Raw genomic sequence first — 16,485 nt, forward strand, 5'->3', positions numbered from 1 at the left:
CTGCGCGGGCGGGTCGGGCAGGACGGGCTCAGGCTCCGTCGTCGCCGTACAGCAGCCGAGCCTCGTCGACCTTCATCCGGACGCCGGCCGCTGCGGACCGGGGCTCCGGCAGCGCCCGGAGGTCCGGAGCTCCACCGCTGCCGTCCTGGATGCTCCAGCCGCTGCCGCCGTCGGCCAGCGAGCCGTGCTTGATGTCGTAGTAACCCGCCTTGGCGCTCAATGCGATCCCCCGCGCGCCATGCAACGAGGCGATCAGGTGGTGATGGAAGCGGGTGCTGAGCCAGATCTGGTGCGCCGCGGGGGCGAATTCGCCGCGCCAGAACCGGGTGAAGGGGATGAATCCGTCGTCTGCCACCAGGTCGCGCAGCCGGTCATAGCCCGCGTAGTCACCTCCCGGCAGCGCCTCCACGTAGCGGATCCGCTCCCGCGGGATCCCGGAGTGCTCGACGGTGCGGCGCACGTGCCCCAGCAGCCGTTCGAACGCCCCGTCGTCGATCGCATCGGATTGGACGCACAGCACCAGCTCCGTCGGCGCGGAGCGATCCGGCACCGGCAGGGCGTCCACGAGATACGCGTCGTCGACGCCCTGGGCGATCCCGAGCCGCTGCGCGCTCGGAGCATCGCGCACGCTGACATGGTCGAAGCCCTGGAGCGTCTCCGGCCCGAAGGGGGCGAGCCCCTGCCCGGTCGCGATCAGCGGAGCGCCGCTGATCCGGGAGGCGGCCCGCAGCACGTCGACGAGGAGATCGTTCTCCGGCCACACCGCATTGAGGAAGCCGCCGCCGAGCAGGTGCAGGCTCTGCGCCTCCCGCAGGGCCAGCAGCGGCGCATCGAACAGCGGTGTGCCCAGGCCGGTCACGATGTCCTCGACGCTGCGCCGAGATCCGCGCAGGGAGTCCTCGACGGTCCGGAACACAGCATCGGTGACGCGGAGGTGCGGATGGATCCCGCCGAACAGCGCGTTCGCGGTCCCCGGATGGCGGCAGTCCAGCCAGACCTCGTCCTCGGGCCGGTGCCGGGCCAGGTGCTCGAGCCAGCGCCGCGCGATCAGCTCGTCACCGAAGTTCGGATAGGACGCCATGGACACCAGGTACAGGGGCGCGCGCAGCGGCCCCTGGAACCTCGGTGCCGGCTCAGGAGCCGGTGTGCGCCGACGGAATCCGCGCACCTCAGAACCGTCCGGTGAGCTTCATCCAGCGCATCACGAAGGTGGCCATCTGGTCACGCTTGATGTAGGCGTCCGGACGGAAGGTCCCATCGCTCCAGCCGCGGCTGATGCCGGAGGTCGCGAGCCACCCGATCTCCTTGGCGAAGATGTGGTCACGGGAGACGTCGACGAACTGGTCGGCGCCAGAGGGACTGGCCGCAGGCTCACCGGCGGCACGGTACAGGAAAGCGGCGACGGCATCGCGCTTGACCGGCACCAGGGGACGGAAGGTGCGGTTGCTGCCGCTGCCCCAGCCGTTGGTGATGCCCTCGTCGTAGGCCCAGCAGATCTCCCTGTAGAAGACGAAGCCCGGATCCACATCGCGGAAGGGCGAGGTCCGCGGCGCCGAGTAGGTCGGCGACCCCATCGCGCGATAGATGAACACGATCATCGCGTCGCGCAGGTTGTTGCTATTGGGCTGGAAGGTGCGGCTGCTGCCGCTGCCCCACCCCTCGGTCACGCCCGCGGCGAAGAGATCCTGGATCTCGAGGAAGAACACCCGTTCCGGGGCCACGTCGCGGAAGACGGGCTGGACGAAGCGGACTGCACCGTCCTCGAGCGCCGCGGTGCCGCTCTCGAAGGGCTGGATCCGCCGTTCCCCGTCCCGGGAGTCATTGCGGACGGGACGGCCCCAGCCAGAGCGCCACTGCGCACCGAAGGGCGTCGCATAGCCCGCCGCATTCCCGCCCTCCTGGAGCACGAGACCCTTGGTGAGCTGGGTCGCCGTAAACGGTCCGGTGCGGTGGGCGCTCCTGACCACAGAGCCGAGCGCCGAGGCGCCGCCCGCCCCCTCGAAGGCCCACAGGTGCTCCTTCCAGCCGCCGTCGTTGGAGCGCTGGGCATCATTGCGGATACTGCCGAACCGGGCGTAGAGGCCGTCTCCCGGGCACTCGGTGTAGTTCACGTCGCGGTGGCCGAACATCCTCGGCATCTTGACCGTGTCGCCCGAGGATTTCTTGGTGCCCGCCGCGGTGCTCCAGGTGACCGAGCCTTTCACGTCCGTATGGAAGGTACTCAGCAGCTTCCAGCCGACCAGGTGGGAGACCGCGTCCTGTGCCGCCCGCGGCGGGGCGGAGCTGCTGTAGTCGCCCATCACGGAGATCCCGAAGGAGCCGGTGTTGAAGCCGTAGGCGTGCGCCCCGACGATGTTGCGGTGCAGGCCTCCGCCCCGTCCTTCGAAGATCTGCCCGTACTTGGAGACCAGCATGTTGTAACCGATGTCCGCCCAGCCCAGCGTGGCCGTGTGGTAGTACAGGATCCCGCGCACGAGCTGCGCGGACTCCGCCCTGGTATAGCTGTTGGTCCCGGCCGTGTGGTGGATGACCACGGACTTGAGCTGGTCTGCGCCGCGGGTGGAGCGAACCCGGGACTCATCGGCGCCCCAGGCGGCCCGGGAGGTGAAGGATGGCGCACCCACCAGCGCGGGAGTGGCCGGGTTGACGGCCGAGGCAGCGCTCATCGTGCGCAGCTGCCGGGGCTGTGCCTGCGCTGTCTCGCTGCCGGCGGACGCGGTATCGGTCGCCGGGGCGTCCGCGAGGGCGACCACCTGTTCGTCGGCCGGAGCCGGCGAGGTGGTCACCACATGGGCGACGAGCTGCTCGGTGACATCGGTGCCATCGAGCTCCGCGCGGATCTGCAGGGCAGAGACCACACCGAGCCAGACCGCCTCCGTGCCGGCGATCGCCTGACCGGTCTCCGGGTCCTCGGCAGGCTCCAGGGCCAGCCACTGGGTCCACTCGCCGTCGGGATCGAGCCCTCGCACCTGGACCTCGGGGCATCGATCTCCTCGGGCCAGGTCACACCGATCATGGTGGCCGGCTGCTCTGCCAGGTCGCGGGCCTGCGAGCCGTCGACCTCGACGAGCGGCACCTCCGCGAGCGGCACGTCGACGATGCGGGTCTCGCCGCCCGTCACCGAGGGGTCGGCCAGGGCCGGGGCGACACTGAGCACTGCCGTCGCGGCGGGGACCGCGGCGGCGGTGGCCGCGAGCAGCGTGCGGCGGGAGAGGGACGAACGGGCGTCGGTGGCGGGGGGAAGGTGCCGCTGAGACATGGGGACAGCTCCGGGGAGAAGAGGACGGGACCGGGCGCGGCACGGGGCACCATGGCAGAGCACGGAGCGCCCGGGCAGGGCCGCACCCTTCGCCACGCTAGCCCACCCCTGCCGATCCGTCCCGCGCCGCTGATCACGATTCGGCACAGGCAGGAGATCCGCGTCTCCCCGGCGGCGATACGCGGGGTTTTGTCCGGATACCACCGCGCCCCTGCGTCGTCACCCGCCGGCGGGATGAGCACCGCGTCCCGAATGACGAGGAGGGCGGGCCGCCGGGATCTCTCCCTGCGACCCGCCCTCCTCGAGGTGCGGCGTCAGACGCTGCTCAGCCCTCGGTGCTCTCTTCCGAGGCCTCGGTGGTGCTCTCCTCGGCGGCGGTGTCGTCGGCCTTCGAGGCGTTCTTGGCGGCGCCCTCGGCCTCCTTCACCACAGCCTGCTTCGGGGAGTACTCCTCGGTGACCAGCTCGATGACCGCCATGGGGGCGTTGTCGCCCCTGCGGGGGGCCACCTTGGTGATCCGGGTGTAGCCGCCGGGACGCTCCGAGAAGGTCGGGGCGATCTCCTCGAACAGCGTGTACACGACGCCCTTGTCACGGATGGTCTCCATGACACGGCGGCGAGCGGCGAGATCGCCCTTCTTCGCGTGGGTGATGAGGCGCTCCGCGTGGGGGCGCAGGCGCTTGGCCTTGGTCTCGGTGGTGGTGATCGCCTTGTGGCGGAACAGCTCGGTGGCGAGACCCGACAGGATCATCCGCTCATGAGCGGGGGATCCGCCGAGGCGCGCGCCCTTGGTGGGTGCAGGCATGGTCGTTCTCCTTGAAGAAAATTAAGGTCAGTACTGGTCGCCGAAGTCGTCGGAGTAGGAGTCCAGGGCCGACGGGTCGAAGCCGGCCGGGGAGTCCTTCAGCGACAGTCCGAGGTCGGCGAGCTTGGCCTTGACCTCATCGATGGACTTCTGGCCGAAGTTGCGGATGTCGAGCAGATCGGCCTCGGAACGGGCGGTCAGCTCACCGACGGTGTGAACACCCTCGCGCATCAGGCAGTTGTACGACCGCACCGTGAGGTTCAGGTCGTTGATCGGCAGCGCCAGATCGGCGGCCAGAGCCTGATCGGTGGGCGAGGGGCCGATCTCGATGCCCTCCGCCTCCTGGTTCAGCTCGTGGGCCAGACCGAACAGCTCGACCAGGGTCTTGCCGGCCGAGGCCACCGCGTCACGCGCGGAGATGGCCGGCTTGGTCTCGACGTCGACGATCAGCTTGTCGAAGTCGGTACGCTGCTCGACTCGGGTCGCCTCGACCTTGTAGGTCACCTTGAGCACGGGCGAGTAGATCGAGTCGACCGGGACGCGGCCGATCTCGCCGTCCACGCCCTTGTTCTGCGAGGCGGAGACGTAGCCGCGACCGCGCTCGACGATCAGCTCGATCTCCAGGCGGCCCTTCTCGTTGAGGGTCGCGATGTGCAGGTCGGGGTTGTGGATCTCCACACCGGCCGGCGGGGTGATGTCGGCGGCGGTGACGTGGCCGGCCTCTTCGCGCCGCAGGTACATCACGACGGGCTCATCGTTCTCCGAGGAGACGACGAGGTTCTTGATGTTGAGGATGACCTCGGTGATGTCCTCCTTGACGCCGGGGACGGTGCTGAACTCGTGCAGCACACCGTCGATGCGGATCGAGGTGACCGCGGCGCCGGGGATGGAGGACAGCAGCGTGCGACGCAGTGAGTTGCCGAGGGTGTAGCCGAAGCCCGGCTCGAGCGGCTCGATGACGAACCGGGAGCGGTTCTCCGACACGACCTCTTCGGTCAGCGTGGGGCGCTGTGCAATGAGCACTGTGGATCCTTTCCGCGAGCGTCCGCCATATGACGCTCAGAAGGGGGCGGTGGGCCTAGCAGGTGAGTGGTGTCCAGGGTGCCGTGCGCGGCGACGCAGCGCACGGCACGGCCGGGGCGCAGCCGCAGGCTCCGTCCCGGCCGACGAGATCAGACGCGGCGGCGCTTGGCCGGGCGGGTGCCGTTGTGCGGCTGCGGGGTGACGTCCTGGATCGAACCGACCTCGAGGCCGGTCGCGGTGAGCGAGCGGATCGCGGTCTCGCGGCCCGAGCCCGGGCCCTTGACGAAGACGTCGACCTTCTTCAGGCCGTGCTCCTGCGCCTGGCGGGCAGCGGACTCGGCGGCCATCTGCGCGGCGTAGGGGGTCGACTTGCGCGAGCCCTTGAAGCCGACCTGGCCGGCGGAGGCCCAGGAGATGACCGCACCGGTCGGGTCCGAGATGGACACGATGGTGTTGTTGAACGTGCTCTTGATGTGGGCCTGGCCGTTGACGATGTTCTTCTTGTCCTTGCGGCGCGGCTTGCGCGCGGCGGCCTGACGGGTCTTGGTTGCCATACGGCAGAACTCCTCTGGTGGATGTGGGGTGCGCCGGATCCCTCAGCGGCGCGAAGTGACTACGGGTCAGAAGATGCCCGCGGATCGACGGCAGATGCCGTGGATCAGCGGGTCTTCTTCTTGCCGGCGACCGTGCGCTTCGGGCCCTTGCGGGTGCGCGCGTTGGTCTTCGTGCGCTGACCGTGGACGGGCAGGCCACGGCGGTGGCGCAGGCCCTGGTAGCTGCCGATCTCGACCTTGCGGCGGATGTCCGCGGCGACCTCACGGCGCAGGTCGCCCTCGATCATGTACTGCTCTTCGATGTGATCGCGCAGCTTGACGAAGTCCTCATCGCTGACCTCGCGGACGCGCAGGTCGCCGGAGACGCCGGTTGCGGCCAGGGTCTCCAGGGCGCGGGTGCGTCCCATGCCGAAGATGTACGTCAGGGCGACTTCGAGGCGCTTTTCGCGCGGAAGGTCCACTCCCACCAGACGTGCCATGTGCAGATTCTCCTACTGTCTCGGAGGCCTGATCCGATCCCTCGCCCTCGGGTCTGTTCCCGGGACGCCGCAGCCTCCGTACTGCGGGTGGCCGGCTCGCGCCGGTGGAATCGTCTCTTCTCTTGTGTGCCCGCGGTGCGGGCGGTGCCCTTGACGGGCGCGCCGCTCGAGGCGGCGGTCACGGCAACGGCCGGGGACTCAGCCCTGGCGCTGCTTGTGACGGGGGTTCGAGCAGATGACCATGACTCGCGCGTGGCGACGGATCACCTTGCAGTTGTCACAGATCGGCTTGACGCTCGGCTTGACCTTCATTGCTTTCCTTCTCCCGGGACGATCACTTGTAGCGGTACACGATGCGGCCGCGGTCGAGGTCGTAGGGGCTCAGCTCGACGACCACACGGTCCTCGGGAAGGATGCGGATGTAGTGCTGGCGCATCTTCCCGGAGATGTGCGCGAGCACCTTGTGCCCGTTGTCGAGCTCGACCCGGAACCGCGCATTCGCGAGCGCCTCCGTGACTCGACCTTCGACCTCGATCACGCCGTCCTTCTTCGCCATGCCTCCCCAATCTCTCGCCTCCGGCAAGCCGGGTCCGAGTTCCGCGTTCCTGATTCCTCAGGCCGTGCTCACCGACCGTCGGGTGACGGTGCGGTGGTCGACACGGGTGACGCCTCGGCGAATCGTCGGTCTCGCTGATCGACACGGCAGAGCCGGTCGAGAAGTCGGCACGACGGGACTGCACGACCTGCGAAGGGGACGACGCGCGCGGAGCACACCCGATGGATCAGCCTACACGCGCCTCCCCATCGAGGCGAGAGCTGGGGGCGATGACGCCGGTCACGTCACACTGCCGGGTGAGGGTCCCGGTGCCGACGCCGGATCCGACCGCCGGCGTCGATTCGCGGCCCCGTCGACGCTCGGCCGTCGACCGGCCCTCAGCCGTCGGCGTCGTCTAGCGGGTCGGGTGCGGCGACCACCCCGCGCAGCGCGAGCTCGGCAGCGCCGCCGTCGCCCTCGGTGAGCACCAGCAGGCCCTGCTCGGTCACGGCGACGGAGTGCTCGCCGTGCGCGGCACGCCCCCCGGCGGTGGCCCGCACGGTCCAGTCGTCGTCCTCGAGCTCCCAGTTGCCCGGGCCCTGGATCAGCATCGGTTCGATGGCCAGGCACATGCCGGTGCGCACCTTCGGCCCCCGGGACCGGGTGCGGTAGTTCATGACATCGGGGGGCTGATGCATGGCGGTGCCGATGCCGTGCCCGCCGAAGCCTTCGAGATGGGAGAGCGACTCCCCCGCGGCGTCGGCGACGAAGTCCTCGATCGCGGCGCCGATCTCCCCCACCCGTTCGGCGGAGGCCAGCGCCGCGATGCCCGTCCACAGTGCCTCGCGGGTGATGCGCACCAGCTCCGCATCCGCGACGGAGCGCGGCTGGCCGACCACGTGGGTGCGGGCGGCATCGGAGTGCCAGCCCTCGATGATCAGCCCACCGTCGATGGAGACGATGTCCCCGTCCTGCAACGGACGGTCATCAGGGATGCCGTGGACCACGACGTCGTTGACGCTGATGCACAGCGTGGCCGGATAGCCCTGATAGCCCAGGAAGTTCGGGGTCGCCCCCGCGTCCCGGATCATGTCGTGCGCGAGGGTGTCCAGCTGGTTCGTGGTGATCCCGGGCCGGATCCGCTCCGCGAGCATCTCGTGGACGCGGTGGAGCAGCTTGCCGCTGCGCCGCATCACCAGGATCTGCTCGGGAGTCTTCAGCTCCACCCGCTCCGGCAGGAAGCTCATCGGCCGGCGAGGGCCTCACGCAGTGCGGCCGTGACCTCGTCGATCGAGGCCATGCCGTCGACCCGGCGCACCAGGGCGCGCTTCTCGTAGACGTCGATCAGCGGGGCGGTCTGCTCGGCGTAGACGTCGAGGCGGCGGCGGATGGTCTCCTCCGTGTCGTCGCTGCGCCCCTGCTCCTCGCCGCGCGCGACGAGACGGCCCACGACCTCCTCGGTCTCGACCACGAGCAGCAGGACCGCGTCGAGCGAGGCGTCCAGCTCGGCCAGCATCCCGTCCAGCGCCTCGACCTGGTCGAGCGTGCGGGGGTAGCCGTCCAGCAGGAAGCCGTCCTGCGCGTCGTCCTCCGCCAGGCGCGAGCGCACCATGTCATTGGTGACGGAGTCCGGGACGTACTCGCCCTTGTCCATGAAGGACTTCGCGAGGACGCCGAGCTCGGTCTGACCGGAGACGTTGGCACGGAAGATGTCCCCGGTGGAGATCGCGGGGATGGACAGCTCCTCGGCGATGCGCACGGCCTGGGTGCCCTTGCCCGCTCCGGGCGGGCCGACGATCAGCAGGCGGCGAGCCGTGGCGGACACGGAATCGGTGGTCGAAGTGTTCACCGGAGGATCCCTTCGTAGTGGTGCTGTTGGAGCTTCGCATCGATCTGCTTCACCGTATCGAGGCCGACACCGATGATGATCAGCAGGGACACGCCGCCGAGCGGGAAGTCCTGCGAGGTTCCGAGATAGACGAGTGCGATCAGCGGGATCAGGCAGATCACCGCGAGGTACACGGCGCCCGCGGACTGGATCCGGTTGATCACGTAGCGCAGGTAGCGCTCGGTGGGCCGACCCGCGCGGACATTGGGGACGAAGCCCCCGTACTTCTTCATGTTGTCCGCGATCTCCTCGGCGTTGAAGGTGATCGAGGTGTAGAAGAACGCGAAGAAGACGATCAGGGTCACGTAGACCACGGCATAGATCCAGGAGAACGAGAAGCCCATGACCAGGTGCGCGTTGACCCACTGCACCCACCCCGCCTGCGGATCCCCGAAGGAGCTGGCCATCTGCGGCAGCGCCAGGATCGAGGCCGCGAAGATCACCGGGATGACGCCGGCCTGGTTGACCTTCACCGGGATATAGGTGGAGGTCCCGCCGTACATGCGGCGGCCGACCATGCGCTTGGCGTACTGCACCGGGATCCGCCGCTGCGCCTGCTCGACGAACACCATCCCCACCATGATCACCAGGGCCAGGAGGATGACCAGCGAGAAGGTCAGCCATCCCTGCATCTGGAAGACCTGCCCGAAGGAGGCGGGGAAGGCTGCCGCGATCGAGGTGAAGATCATCAGCGACATGCCGTTGCCGACGCCGCGCTCGGTGATCATCTCGCCCATGAACATGATCAGCACAGTGCCGACGGTCATCGTCAGCACCATGGTCAGCAGGGTCGGGATCGACTGGTCCGGGACCAGCTCGAGGTTGCAGCCGACGAAGAAGTTGCCCGAGCGCACCAGCGTGATGATGGTGGTCGACTGCAGCACGCCCAGACCGATGGTCAGGTAGCGCGTGTACTGGGTGAGCTTCGCGGTGCCGGAGGCGCCCTCCTTGTGGAGGGCCTCGAACCGCGGGATGACCACGCGCAGCAGCTGCACGATGATCGAGGCGGTGATGTAGGGCATCACGCCGAGGGCGAAGACGGAGAGCTGCAGCAGGGCACCACCGGAGAACATGTTGACCATGCCCAGAACGTTGGACCCACCGTCCGAGGCCGCCTGGTCTGCACACATCATCACGTTGGTGGCGTCGAATCCCGGGGTGGGGACGAAGACGCCGAAGCGATAGACGGCGAGCAGACCGAGCGTGAAGAGGATCTTCATCCTCAGCTCGGGGGTGCGCAGCGCGCGCACGAACGAGTTCACCTGTTTCCCTCCTGGAGGTCCGGGGACGGGACCTAGGGTGTCATGCCCGTCCCGGTGCCGCGGGATCAGCGCGGCCGTCGGACCGGCCCCGTGTGACCACGAGATATGACGACGGGGCACCGCAGAGCAGAATATTCTGCGCCGCAGTGCCCCGTCAAAAAAGACTCACGCGGTGGTGACGGACCCGCCAGCCGCCGCGATCTTCTGCTCCGCCGAAGCGGAGAACTTCTGCGCGGTGATGTCGAGCTTGACGCTCACATCGCCCGAACCGAGCACCTTGACGGGCTGGTTCTTGCGCACGGCGCCCTTGGCGACGAGCTCCTCGACCGTGACGGTGCCGCCCTCGGGGAACAGCTCCTGCAGGGTCGCCAGGTTCACGACCTGGTACTCGACGCGGAAGGGGTTGGTGAAGCCGCGAAGCTTCGGCAGCCGCATGTGCAGCGGGATCTGCCCGCCCTCGAAGCCTGCCGGCACCTGGTACCGGGCCTTGGTGCCCTTGGTACCGCGACCGGCGGTCTTGCCCTTGGAGGCCTCACCTCGACCGACGCGGGTGCGTGCGGTCTTCGAACCCGGCGCGGGGCGCAGGTCGTGAAGCTTCAACGGCGATGCTGCGTTCTGGTCTTCAGTGCTCATCTTCAGTCCACCTCTTCGAACGTCACCAGGTGGGTGACGGCGCGGATCATGCCGCGGATCTCAGGGCGGTCTTCCTTCACCACGGTGTCACCGACGTGCTTGAGGCCGAGGCCTCGCAGGGTGGCTCGCTGGGTCTGGTTGCCGCCGATCTCGGAACGGGTCTGGGTCACCTTGATCTGCATCAGGCACCCACCTTCTCCGCGCGGGCCGCTGCGCGGCCCTCGGCCTGGGCCCGGAGGAGCGCCGCCGGGGCGACGTCCTCGACCGCGAGACCGCGACGAGCTGCCACGGCCTCCGGCTCCTCGAGCTGCTTCAGCGCATCGACGGTCGCCCGCACGATGTTGATCTGGTTGGTCGAACCGAGCGACTTGGAGAGCACGTCGTGCACTCCGGCGCACTCGAGGACGGCGCGGACCGGACCGCCGGCGATCACACCGGTGCCCGGGGCGGCCGGGCGCAGCAGGACGACGCCCGCCGCATCCTCACCCTGGACCTGGTGCACGACGGTGCCCTGGATGCGCGGGACGCGGAAGAAGTTCTTCTTCGCCTCCTCGACACCCTTGGAGATCGCCGCGGGGACCTCCTTGGCCTTGCCGTAGCCGACACCGACGGTGCCGTCGCCGTCACCCACCACCACGAGGGCGGTGAAGGAGAAACGACGGCCGCCCTTGACGACCTTCGACACGCGGTTGATGCTCACGACGCGCTCCAGGAACGCCGACTTCTCGGCTTCCTGGCCGCGGCCGCGGCCACCCTGGCGTCCACCGCGGTCGCCGCCCTGGCGTCCGCGATCGTTGCTGTTGTTGGAGTTGTCGTTCCCACGGCCGGAGGCCGCGGGACCGTTGTTCCGCTGCTGTGCAGCCATATTCAGATCCTCTTCTCGTCCTGTGTCCGGGCGGCGATCACAGCGCCAGGCCTGCCTCGCGGGCACCGTCAGCGACGGCGGCCACGCGACCGTGGTACTTGTTGCCGCCGCGGTCGAACACGACGGAGTCGATCCCGGCGGCCTTGGCACGCTCGGCGACCAGGGTCCCGACGCTGCGGGCCTTGTCCGACTTGGTGTTCTCCGAGCTGCGGAGGTCCGCCTCCATGGTCGAGGCCGACGCGATCGTCTTGCCCAGGGCGTCGTCGACGACCTGCACGAAGACGTGGCGCGCCGAACGGGTGACCACCAGGCGGGGACGCTGGGCGGTGCCGACGACGCGACGGCGGACCCGCAGGTGACGACGGCCGCGCGAACGCAGCTTGCTGCCGCGGTTGCCCTTGGTGTGCTTGAGTGCGTAACCCATGATCACTTACCAGCCTTTCCGGCCTTGCGGACCACGGTCTCGTCGGCGTACCGCACACCCTTGCCCTTGTAGGGCTCGGGCCTGCGGATCTTGCGGATGTTCGCCGCGACCTCGCCCACCTGCTGCTTCGAGATGCCGCTGACCGAGAACTTGGTCGGGGACTCGACGGCGAAGGAGATGCCCTGGGGCGCCTTCACCACGACGGGGTGGGAGAAGCCGAGGGCGAACTCGAGGTCCGTGCCCTTCGCGGTGACACGGTAGCCCGTGCCCACGATCTCCAGCTTCTTGGTGAATCCCTCGGTCACGCCGAGGACGATGTTGTTGACGAGCGTGCGGGTCAGGCCGTGGAGGGCCTTGGTCTCGCGCTCCTCGTCGGGGCGGCTCACGATGATGGTGCCGTCCTCACCGCGCGCGACGGTGAGGGGTGCGGGCACCTCGTGGGTGAGCTCCCCCTTGGGGCCGGTCACCTTGACGGTGCGACCTTCGATGGCGACGTTCTGCACTGCTGCCGGCACTGCGACCGGTCGGAGTCCGATGCGGGACATAGCTGTTCTCCTCTCCCGCTCACCAGATGTAGGCGAGGACTTCCCCACCCACACCCTTCTTGGCAGCCTGCCGGTCGGTCAGGAGGCCGGAGGACGTGGACAGGATCGCCACGCCCAGGCCGCCGAGCACCTTGGGCAGATTGGTGGACTTCGCGTACACACGCAGGCCCGGCTTCGAGATGCGGCGGATCCCGGAGATGGCACGCTCACGGCTGTCCGAGTACTTGAGCTCGAGGACGAGCTTGCTGCCCACCTCGGCCTCTTCCTCGGTCCAACCGAGGATGTAGCCCTCAGCCTTCAGGATGTCCGCGATGCGAACCTTCAACTTCGAATACGGCATGGACGCGGTCTCGTGGTACGCCCCTGAGGCGTTACGGATCCGCGTGAGCATGTCCGCGATCGGGTCGGTCATGGTCATGTCTGTTGCTTCTTCCTCACCTGGTTTCCCTCTGACGCGATGAGTGCGCCGAGGGACCTCTGGCGGTAGTCCTTACCAGCTGCTCTTGGTGACGCCGGGGAGCTCTCCGCGGTGAGCCATCTCGCGAAGGCAGACACGGCAGAGACCGAACTTGCGGTACACCGAATGGGGGCGACCGCAGCGCTGGCACCGGGTGTAGGCGCGGACCGCGAACTTGGGCTTGCGCTCCGACTTCTTGATCAGGGCTGTCTTCGCCATATCAGTTCTCCTTGAAGGGGAAGCCGAGCATCTTGAGCAGCGCGCGTCCCTCGTCGTCGGTCTTCGCGGTGGTCACGACCGTGATGTCCATACCGCGGACGCGGTCGATCTTGTCCTGGTCGATCTCGTGGAACATGACCTGCTCCGTGAGACCGAAGGTGTAGTTGCCGTTGCCGTCGAAGTGCTTCGGGGACAGGCCCCGGAAGTCACGGATACGGGGCAGAGCGGTCGACAGCAGACGGTCCAGGAACTCCCACATGCGGGCGTTGCGCAGCGTGACGTGCGCACCGATCGGCATTCCCTCACGCAGCTTGAACTGCGCGATGGACTTGCGCGCCTTGGTCACCTGGGGCTTCTGGCCGGTGATGGCCGCGAGGTCCCGGATGGCACCGTCGATGACCTTGGAGTCGCGAGCGGCGTCGCCGACGCCCATGTTCACGACGATCTTGGTCAGGCCGGGCACCAGCATGACGTTCTTGTAACCGAACTGCTCGGTCAGCTGCGTCTTGATGGTCTCGTTGTACTTGCTCTTCAGGCGCGGGGTGGGCGCCTGGGTGGCGGTCTCGCTCATCTCAGATGTCCTTCCCGGAGCGCTTCGCGAAGCGGACGCGCACCTGCTTGGTACGGCCGTTCTCGAGCTCGAGGGTCTCGACGCGGTAACCGATCTTGGTCGGCTTGTTGTCCTCCGGGTCGACCAGGGCCACGTTCGAGACGTGGATGGTGGCCTCGCGCTGCTCGATGCCGCCCGCTCCGCCGGCCTGGTTGGGCTTGACGTGATGGGTGCGGCGGTTGATGCCCTCGACCAGCACACGCTGGGAATCGGGGAACACCTGCAGGACGCGGCCCTGCTTGCCCTTGTCGCCGGCTTCGAGGCCGCGCGCGGCGACCTTGTCACCATCGCTGATGCGACCGGTGATCACCTGGACGAGGTCGCCCTTCTTGATCTTCATCTTTGCCATGTCACACCACCTCCGGTGCCAGCGAGACGATCTTCATGAAGCGCTTGTCCCGCAGCTCGCGGCCGACGGGGCCGAAGATGCGGGTACCGCGCGGCTCGCCATCGGTCTTGAGGATGACCGCTGCGTTCTCGTCGAAGCGGATGTAGGAGCCGTCGATGCGACGGACCTCCTTGGACGTACGGACGACGACCGCCTTGACGATGTCGCCCTTTTTGACGTTGCCACCGGGGATGGCGTCCTTGACGGTCGCCACGATGGTGTCGCCGATGCTGGCGTAACGGCGACCGGAGCCACCGAGAACACGGATGCAGAGAATCTCCTTGGCACCCGTGTTGTCGGCGACCTTCAGTCGCGACTCCTGCTGAATCACTCGTTCTCCTATCGTCTCACCGGTTCTCTTCCCGCTCGCGGGAGCGGGCGGGCCGAGCCTTGCGGAACGGAATCTGGACCATGCCCGACGTCGCCCCTGGTCACGACTGTGGCCCCGAGCGCTGCCGTCGACCGGTCCCGGGCACCAAAAAACCCTCTGCCGGACTCACGCACTGGCCTGGTGAACGCGGGGCGTTCGCCTCTGGTACGAGGTCTCCGACGAGGATGGATCTGGTGGGCCGGATCCTGTCGCGGGTTCCTTGCGCTCCCACCGCAGGGGTGGAGGCGCCAGTTCTCCGGCAACCGCTCAAGACTACGCGTCCGGGCCGCGGCTGTCACCCCTGTTCGGCCGGAACAGCCGTGTGTGCTTGATCTCGCGGGGGGGATGGGCGGGGCGGGCCGGCGCCGGAACGGGCCGGAGAGGACCGGGCACGTGCAGAGGGATTGCACGCACTGGTGCCCAGCCAGCACATGCCCCCCGAATCGCAGTGCGCATGCTGGCACAGCACCGCCGGGTGCACGGCCCCCTCACGACCTGACCCGTGCGCTCCCGCGCCATGGGGCGTAGGTTCGGGACATGATCGACATCGACATCGCACGCCGTCTCCGTGAGGCCGGACTCCCCTGGACGCCGGCCGACGGCGACCTGTTCGTCATCGACAACGCTCAGCTGCGGGACGAGCCGTTCATGCTCTCCTCGATGGTCGTCGAGACCGGGACGAGCCGCAGCGGCCGCGTGGTGTTCCGCTTCAACGGCACCACCGAGTGGGCGCTGGACTCCGTGGAGCAGCACGAGGCGCTCTGGATCCCGCGGGAGGACCAGCTGCGCGACGCGCTCGGCGAGGCCTTCCTGGCGCTGCGACGGCTCGAGGACGGCTCCTACTCCGTCTCCCTGCGCGCTCCGGACGGCGCGACGCAGGACGTACCGGCCCCGCACGCGGAGGACGCCCTGGCCGGAGCGCTGCTGATCCACCTGTCACGCCAGGTGGCCCGGTCGCACTGACCGGCCCCGTCGGCCCGTGGCGCGGGCCCGTTCCGTCGGCCCGCCCCGTCGCCCTGCCCCGCTGCCGCCGTCGCGCAGCCCCACAGCACTCCCCCGCGCCGCCCGGTCCGAGCGCACGACGAGAAGGGCCGGCTCCCCCCAGGGGGAACCGGCCCTTCTCAGGAATCCTCGGCGGTCACGCGGGCCGCCCGGGGATCACTTGGCGCGTTCGAGGATCTCCACCAGACGCCACCGCTTGGTCGCGGAGGTCGGGCGGGTCTCCATGACCAGGACACGGTCGCCGACGCCGGCGGTGTTCTCCTCGTCGTGGGCCTTGAACTTGCTCGTCTTGGTCGTGACCTTGCTGTAGCGAGCGTGCTTCACACGCTCCTCGACCTCGACGACGATGGTCTTGTCCATCTTGTCGGAGACCACGAAACCGCGGACGGTCTTGCGGTACGGGCGCTCGGAGGACGACGCGTGCGCGCCCTCCTTCTCGAGCACCTCGAGCTCCTCGGCGGCCGGGGTCTCGGCCTGGGTGTTGTCAGTCATCTCTGTTCCTCGCTTCGCGGTCACTCGGCGGTGCCGGGCGCCTGACGGATGCCCAGCTCGCGCTCGCGCAGGATCGTGTAGATCCGTGCGATGTCCTTCTTGACGGACCGCAGACGGCCGGGGCTCTCGAGCTGGCCGGTGGCGGACTGGAAACGGAGCTTGAACAGCTCGTCCTTCGCCTTCGCCAGCTCTTCGGCCAGCTTCGCGTCGTCCAGCTTGTCGAGTTCGTCGGCGGTGAGCTTGGTCGCTGCCATCAGATGTCACCACTCTCTCGGCTCAGGATGCGGCTCTTCATGGGAAGCTTGTGCTGCGCCAGGCGGAGTGCCTCGCGAGCCACCTCCTCCTCGACGCCGGCGATCTCGAACATGACCCGTCCCGGCTTGATGTTGGCGATCCACCACTCGACCGAACCCTTGCCGGAGCCCATGCGGACCTCGGCAGGCTTCTTGGTGAGCGGACGATCGGGGAAGATGTTGATGAACACCTTGCCGCCACGCTTCATGTAGCGGGTCATGGCGATACGTGCGGCCTCGATCTGGCGGTTGGTGACGTAGGCGGGCTCGAGAGCCTGGATGCCGTAGTCGCCGAACGCGAGGTCGGTGCCGCCCTTGGCCATGCCACTGCGGTGCGGGCGGTACTGCTTGCGGTGCTTGGTCCTGCGAGGGATCAGCATGT

At 68.4% G+C, this 16,485-nt stretch carries 25 protein-coding genes; 1 reads left to right on the forward strand and 24 read right to left on the reverse strand.

The features are described from left to right. Positions 1-28 precede the first annotated feature (28 nt). The 21 genes from CFK39_RS04135 to rplN form a co-directional block, all read right to left on the reverse strand. Positions 29-1,081: a polysaccharide pyruvyl transferase family protein gene (locus tag CFK39_RS04135; RefSeq protein WP_089064394.1), complete on the reverse strand. Its 1,053-nt coding sequence runs from the start codon at positions 1,079-1,081 to the stop codon at positions 29-31. Positions 1,082-1,169: 88 nt separating this feature from the next. Continuing rightward, positions 1,170-2,969: an S-layer homology domain-containing protein gene (locus CFK39_RS04140; RefSeq protein WP_089064395.1), complete on the reverse strand. Its 1,800-nt coding sequence runs from the start codon at positions 2,967-2,969 to the stop codon at positions 1,170-1,172. Positions 2,970-3,584: 615 nt separating this feature from the next. Next, positions 3,585-4,064 carry a 50S ribosomal protein L17 gene (gene rplQ / locus CFK39_RS04150; protein ID WP_089064397.1) on the reverse strand — a complete coding sequence of 160 codons (480 nt, stop codon included), beginning with the start codon at positions 4,062-4,064 and terminating at the stop codon, positions 3,585-3,587. A 27-nt stretch (positions 4,065-4,091) separates the two neighbouring features. Beyond that, on the reverse strand, positions 4,092-5,087 hold the full coding sequence (locus tag CFK39_RS04155; RefSeq protein WP_089064398.1) for a DNA-directed RNA polymerase subunit alpha: 996 nt from the start codon (positions 5,085-5,087) through the stop codon (positions 4,092-4,094). A gap of 149 nt (positions 5,088-5,236) precedes the next feature. Further along, positions 5,237-5,641: a 30S ribosomal protein S11 gene (gene rpsK, locus CFK39_RS04160; protein WP_089064399.1), complete on the reverse strand. Its 405-nt coding sequence runs from the start codon at positions 5,639-5,641 to the stop codon at positions 5,237-5,239. A 104-nt stretch (positions 5,642-5,745) separates the two neighbouring features. Continuing rightward, positions 5,746-6,120: a 30S ribosomal protein S13 gene (gene rpsM, locus CFK39_RS04165; protein WP_089064400.1), complete on the reverse strand. Its 375-nt coding sequence runs from the start codon at positions 6,118-6,120 to the stop codon at positions 5,746-5,748. A 198-nt stretch (positions 6,121-6,318) separates the two neighbouring features. Continuing rightward, positions 6,319-6,432, reverse strand: coding sequence for a 50S ribosomal protein L36 (gene rpmJ / locus CFK39_RS04170; RefSeq protein ID WP_015776353.1), 114 nt, complete (start codon positions 6,430-6,432; stop codon positions 6,319-6,321). Positions 6,433-6,454: 22 nt separating this feature from the next. Beyond that, positions 6,455-6,676 carry a translation initiation factor IF-1 gene (gene infA / locus CFK39_RS04175; protein ID WP_089064401.1) on the reverse strand — a complete coding sequence of 74 codons (222 nt, stop codon included), beginning with the start codon at positions 6,674-6,676 and terminating at the stop codon, positions 6,455-6,457. Positions 6,677-7,053: 377 nt separating this feature from the next. Further along, positions 7,054-7,902, reverse strand: coding sequence for a type I methionyl aminopeptidase (gene map / locus CFK39_RS04180; protein ID WP_089064402.1), 849 nt, complete (start codon positions 7,900-7,902; stop codon positions 7,054-7,056). Next, positions 7,899-8,504, reverse strand: a complete 606-nt coding sequence (locus CFK39_RS04185) for an adenylate kinase (RefSeq protein WP_089064403.1) — start codon at positions 8,502-8,504, stop codon at positions 7,899-7,901. Before CFK39_RS04185 ends, map begins: the two co-directional genes overlap by 4 nt. Continuing rightward, complete coding sequence (gene secY, locus CFK39_RS04190; RefSeq protein ID WP_089064404.1) at positions 8,501-9,805, reverse strand: preprotein translocase subunit SecY; 1,305 nt, start codon at positions 9,803-9,805, stop codon at positions 8,501-8,503. The genes CFK39_RS04185 and secY overlap by 4 nt, the downstream gene beginning before the upstream one ends. A gap of 165 nt (positions 9,806-9,970) precedes the next feature. Then, positions 9,971-10,438 carry a 50S ribosomal protein L15 gene (gene rplO / locus CFK39_RS04195; protein ID WP_089064405.1) on the reverse strand — a complete coding sequence of 156 codons (468 nt, stop codon included), beginning with the start codon at positions 10,436-10,438 and terminating at the stop codon, positions 9,971-9,973. Between the two features lie 2 nt (positions 10,439-10,440). After that, positions 10,441-10,623 (reverse strand): 50S ribosomal protein L30, encoded by a 183-nt coding sequence (gene rpmD, locus CFK39_RS04200; RefSeq protein WP_157697220.1) that lies wholly within the window; start codon positions 10,621-10,623, stop codon positions 10,441-10,443. Next, on the reverse strand, positions 10,620-11,303 hold the full coding sequence (rpsE, locus tag CFK39_RS04205; RefSeq protein ID WP_089064407.1) for a 30S ribosomal protein S5: 684 nt from the start codon (positions 11,301-11,303) through the stop codon (positions 10,620-10,622). Before rpsE ends, rpmD begins: the two co-directional genes overlap by 4 nt. A 37-nt stretch (positions 11,304-11,340) precedes the next feature. Next, complete coding sequence (gene rplR, locus CFK39_RS04210) at positions 11,341-11,727, reverse strand: 50S ribosomal protein L18 (RefSeq protein ID WP_089066283.1); 387 nt, start codon at positions 11,725-11,727, stop codon at positions 11,341-11,343. Between the two features lie 2 nt (positions 11,728-11,729). Then, positions 11,730-12,272, reverse strand: coding sequence for a 50S ribosomal protein L6 (gene rplF / locus CFK39_RS04215; protein WP_089064408.1), 543 nt, complete (start codon positions 12,270-12,272; stop codon positions 11,730-11,732). Between the two features lie 19 nt (positions 12,273-12,291). Further along, a complete protein-coding gene (rpsH, locus tag CFK39_RS04220; protein ID WP_089064409.1) occupies positions 12,292-12,690 on the reverse strand; it encodes a 30S ribosomal protein S8 in 399 nt (132 codons plus the stop codon). 72 nt (positions 12,691-12,762) lie between these two features. Then, entirely contained in the window at positions 12,763-12,948 is a 186-nt protein-coding gene (locus CFK39_RS04225; protein ID WP_010550318.1) for a type Z 30S ribosomal protein S14, read from the reverse strand. Between the two features lies 1 nt (position 12,949). After that, positions 12,950-13,519 (reverse strand): 50S ribosomal protein L5, encoded by a 570-nt coding sequence (gene rplE / locus CFK39_RS04230; RefSeq protein WP_089064410.1) that lies wholly within the window; start codon positions 13,517-13,519, stop codon positions 12,950-12,952. A 1-nt stretch (position 13,520) separates the two neighbouring features. Next, on the reverse strand, positions 13,521-13,907 hold the full coding sequence (gene rplX, locus CFK39_RS04235; protein WP_089064411.1) for a 50S ribosomal protein L24: 387 nt from the start codon (positions 13,905-13,907) through the stop codon (positions 13,521-13,523). Position 13,908: 1 nt separating this feature from the next. Further along, a complete protein-coding gene (rplN, locus tag CFK39_RS04240; protein WP_089064412.1) occupies positions 13,909-14,277 on the reverse strand; it encodes a 50S ribosomal protein L14 in 369 nt (122 codons plus the stop codon). 576 nt (positions 14,278-14,853) lie between these two features. Here rplN and CFK39_RS04245 point away from each other — a divergent pair. After that, on the forward strand, positions 14,854-15,279 hold the full coding sequence (locus CFK39_RS04245; RefSeq protein WP_089064413.1) for a hypothetical protein: 426 nt from the start codon (positions 14,854-14,856) through the stop codon (positions 15,277-15,279). A 195-nt stretch (positions 15,280-15,474) separates the two neighbouring features. On the opposite strand, the gene rpsQ is transcribed toward CFK39_RS04245, so the two are convergent. Genes rpsQ through rplP form a run of 3 tightly spaced genes read right to left on the reverse strand, consistent with a single transcriptional unit; the run spans position 15,475 to position 16,483 of the window. Continuing rightward, positions 15,475-15,810: a 30S ribosomal protein S17 gene (gene rpsQ, locus CFK39_RS04250; RefSeq protein WP_089064414.1), complete on the reverse strand. Its 336-nt coding sequence runs from the start codon at positions 15,808-15,810 to the stop codon at positions 15,475-15,477. Positions 15,811-15,830: 20 nt separating this feature from the next. Beyond that, on the reverse strand, positions 15,831-16,064 hold the full coding sequence (gene rpmC / locus CFK39_RS04255; RefSeq protein WP_089064415.1) for a 50S ribosomal protein L29: 234 nt from the start codon (positions 16,062-16,064) through the stop codon (positions 15,831-15,833). Then, positions 16,064-16,483: a 50S ribosomal protein L16 gene (gene rplP, locus CFK39_RS04260; protein WP_089064416.1), complete on the reverse strand. Its 420-nt coding sequence runs from the start codon at positions 16,481-16,483 to the stop codon at positions 16,064-16,066. Before rplP ends, rpmC begins: the two co-directional genes overlap by 1 nt. Between the last annotated feature and the right edge of the window lie 2 nt (positions 16,484-16,485).

Origin of the sequence: Brachybacterium avium (assembly GCF_002216795.1) — a bacterium.
Lineage (GTDB): Bacteria > Actinomycetota > Actinomycetes > Actinomycetales > Dermabacteraceae > Brachybacterium > Brachybacterium avium.

Excerpts from the sequence above, each read along its gene's own strand:
- CFK39_RS04135 (WP_089064394.1), bottom strand. The coding sequence starts at position 1,081 with ATGGCGTCCTATCCGAACTTCGGTGACGAGCTGATCGCGCGGCGCTGG.
- map (WP_089064402.1), bottom strand. The coding sequence starts at position 7,902 with ATGAGCTTCCTGCCGGAGCGGGTGGAGCTGAAGACTCCCGAGCAGATC.
- rplO (WP_089064405.1), bottom strand. The coding sequence starts at position 10,438 with ATGAGCACTGAAGACCAGAACGCAGCATCGCCGTTGAAGCTTCACGAC.
- rpsK (WP_089064399.1), bottom strand. The coding sequence starts at position 5,641 with ATGGCAACCAAGACCCGTCAGGCCGCCGCGCGCAAGCCGCGCCGCAAG.
- rpsQ (WP_089064414.1), bottom strand. The coding sequence starts at position 15,810 with ATGACTGACAACACCCAGGCCGAGACCCCGGCCGCCGAGGAGCTCGAG.
- rpsE (WP_089064407.1), bottom strand. The coding sequence starts at position 11,303 with ATGGCTGCACAGCAGCGGAACAACGGTCCCGCGGCCTCCGGCCGTGGG.
- rplX (WP_089064411.1), bottom strand. The coding sequence starts at position 13,907 with ATGGCAAAGATGAAGATCAAGAAGGGCGACCTCGTCCAGGTGATCACC.
- rpmC (WP_089064415.1), bottom strand. The coding sequence starts at position 16,064 with ATGGCAGCGACCAAGCTCACCGCCGACGAACTCGACAAGCTGGACGAC.
- infA (WP_089064401.1), bottom strand. The coding sequence starts at position 6,676 with ATGGCGAAGAAGGACGGCGTGATCGAGGTCGAAGGTCGAGTCACGGAG.
- rplP (WP_089064416.1), bottom strand. The coding sequence starts at position 16,483 with ATGCTGATCCCTCGCAGGACCAAGCACCGCAAGCAGTACCGCCCGCAC.
- rplR (WP_089066283.1), bottom strand. The coding sequence starts at position 11,727 with ATGGGTTACGCACTCAAGCACACCAAGGGCAACCGCGGCAGCAAGCTG.
- rplQ (WP_089064397.1), bottom strand. The coding sequence starts at position 4,064 with ATGCCTGCACCCACCAAGGGCGCGCGCCTCGGCGGATCCCCCGCTCAT.
- rplE (WP_089064410.1), bottom strand. The coding sequence starts at position 13,519 with ATGAGCGAGACCGCCACCCAGGCGCCCACCCCGCGCCTGAAGAGCAAG.
- rpsM (WP_089064400.1), bottom strand. The coding sequence starts at position 6,120 with ATGGCACGTCTGGTGGGAGTGGACCTTCCGCGCGAAAAGCGCCTCGAA.
- rpsH (WP_089064409.1), bottom strand. The coding sequence starts at position 12,690 with ATGACCATGACCGACCCGATCGCGGACATGCTCACGCGGATCCGTAAC.
- rplF (WP_089064408.1), bottom strand. The coding sequence starts at position 12,272 with ATGTCCCGCATCGGACTCCGACCGGTCGCAGTGCCGGCAGCAGTGCAG.
- CFK39_RS04245 (WP_089064413.1), top strand. The coding sequence starts at position 14,854 with ATGATCGACATCGACATCGCACGCCGTCTCCGTGAGGCCGGACTCCCC.
- rpmJ (WP_015776353.1), bottom strand. The coding sequence starts at position 6,432 with ATGAAGGTCAAGCCGAGCGTCAAGCCGATCTGTGACAACTGCAAGGTG.
- CFK39_RS04225 (WP_010550318.1), bottom strand. The coding sequence starts at position 12,948 with ATGGCGAAGACAGCCCTGATCAAGAAGTCGGAGCGCAAGCCCAAGTTC.